Source organism: Xanthomonas sp. SHU 199 (genome assembly GCF_000364665.1).
GTDB classification, from domain to species: Bacteria; Pseudomonadota; Gammaproteobacteria; order Xanthomonadales; family Xanthomonadaceae; genus Xanthomonas_A; species Xanthomonas_A sontii.
The window spans coordinates 1-1,056 of the sequence record NZ_AQOI01000704.1; the positions used below are offsets into that span (position 1 = coordinate 1).

Consider the following 1,056-nt stretch of genomic DNA (forward strand, 5'->3'; position numbering starts at 1 on the left):
AGGCACGCCGGCGGCCAGTGCAGGGCAGGGCCCAGCGCCAATGGCAGCAGCAGGCAGGCCAGGAACAGCCCCAGCAGCCCGGCGCCGGCCAGGTCGGGCGGCATCCGCCGTGCCGCGCGGGTCTCCGGCACCGCGCGCAGGCAGGCCAGCGCCAGCAGGCAGAACGGCAGGTTGATCAGAAACACGCTGCGCCAGCCGGATCCGGCGATGTCCGCGCTGACCAGCGAGCCGCCCAGCACCTGGCCGATGACGAAGGCGATGCCGCCCAGCGAGCCGTACAGCGCCAATGCCCGCGCGTGTGCCTTGCCGTGCAGGCTGACGTGGATGGTGGCCAGAATCTGCGGCACCGCCAGCGCCGCCCCCAGTCCCTGCAGGATGCGGCCGGCCAGCAGGGCCGGGACCGAACCGGCCACCCCGCACAGCAAAGAGGCCAGGCCGAACAGCAGCACGCCGGCACCGAACACGCGGCGGCGGCCGAGGTTGTCGCCGAGCCGGCCGCCCGCCGCCAGGCCCACCGCGAAGGCGACGCCGTAGACGGCCACGATCAGCTCCAGCTGGGTCGCCGACGCGTGCAGCGTCTGGGCGATCGAGCCAAGCGCGACATTGAGGATGGAGAAATCGATCAGCGGCAGCATCTGCCCGATCAGCAGGATGCCGAGGCCGCGGTGGCTCAGGGTGGGGGTGGTGGCGGGCATGGCGGAGGCGGGGGAGGGCGTGGTCATGGCGCGCAGTATGGTGAGTCGATAAACTGGTACAAGGACTGATTTATCCTGGTACTGGCGCTGCCTCCCTGGTGTCCCGGACGGTCGCGTCGGAGCGCCGTCTCCTGCGGCGCGACAGACACGCCTGCGCCGCCTGTCGACGCGTCGTCGTCGGGCACCGGCGGACAGAAAAAGTGGAGAAGACGATGCAACTGGACCTCGCGCATTCCACCTCCAGGCCGGAGCGGGCGGTCGCGCCTGCTGCGTCGGGCCCGGCCCTGGCCAGCGAGCGTGCCCGTGCGCTGGGCGCCTTCCTGCGCGCACGCCGCGAGAGCCTGGACCCGGCGCGGCTGGC

Annotated in this window: 1 protein-coding gene; it reads right to left on the bottom strand. The window is 72.4% G+C overall.

The genetic code is table 11. From position 1 onward, the window contains the following. Positions 1-722 (bottom strand): MFS transporter (locus tag D183_RS0119965; RefSeq protein WP_232757329.1); only part of this gene is annotated, 722 nt, incomplete at its 3' end. Positions 723-1,056: the final 334 nt, after the last annotated feature.